Source organism: Pseudomonas sp. 5P_3.1_Bac2 (assembly GCF_025465995.1).
Taxonomy (GTDB): Bacteria; Pseudomonadota; Gammaproteobacteria; order Pseudomonadales; family Pseudomonadaceae; genus Aquipseudomonas.
In genome coordinates, this window is record NZ_JANLNY010000011.1 from 1 (window position 1) to 735 (window position 735).

1 protein-coding gene is annotated in these 735 nt (G+C 64.1%); it reads right to left on the bottom strand.

Annotated features, from left to right (window positions below):
- Positions 1-735: Ig-like domain-containing protein (locus NTD81_RS09970; RefSeq protein ID WP_262182093.1), on the bottom strand; the 735-nt coding region annotated here is incomplete at both ends.

The following is a 735-nucleotide window of genomic DNA, read 5'->3' on the forward strand; positions in this document are numbered from 1 at the left end:
GGTCACTTCACCCAGCACGGTCCCACCAGCGTCGGTCAGGGTAATAGTCGCACCGGCCTCAGCGGTACCACTGATTTGCTCACCGTTACTCGGTGCAATCACCGGCGCATTAGGGGCGATGCTGTCTACGGTAACCGCAGCCGGGCCGCTGACGTTGCCAGTAGCATCACTGGCTTTGGCGATCACCACAGTGCCGTTGGCCAAGCTCGGGGTTAGGGTGTGGCTCCACACACCACCCACCACGGTGACGGTGCCCAGCGGGTTGCCGCTGCTGTCAGTCAGGGTGATCAGCGCACCATTTTCGCCGGTGCCGCTGATGGTCTGGCCGTTGCTTGGGTTAATGGTCGGTGCAGGCGGAGGCAGGGAGTCGACAATGACGCTGGCTTCTAGGCTGGTGTTGCCCGCCGCATCCTTGGCCACCACCTTCACTTCAGTGCCATTGGCCAGAGCCGGGCTTGGCGTATAGCTCCAAGTGCCGCTCGGGCCCACCAGCGCTTCGCCAATCGAGTTGCCGCTGGCGTCGCTAATCAGCACGGTGCTGCCAATCTCAGCAGTACCGCTCAAGCTGCTGCCGTTACTCAGGTTGATAGTCGGCGCTGCCGGGGCCAAGGCATCGACCGTCACGCTGCTGCTTGGGCTCGGGTTGCCGGCAGCATCGCTGGCCACTGCACTGACCACGGCGCCATCGGCCAGCGGGCTGGACGGGGTGAAGGTCCAATTGCCGCTTGGGTCGGC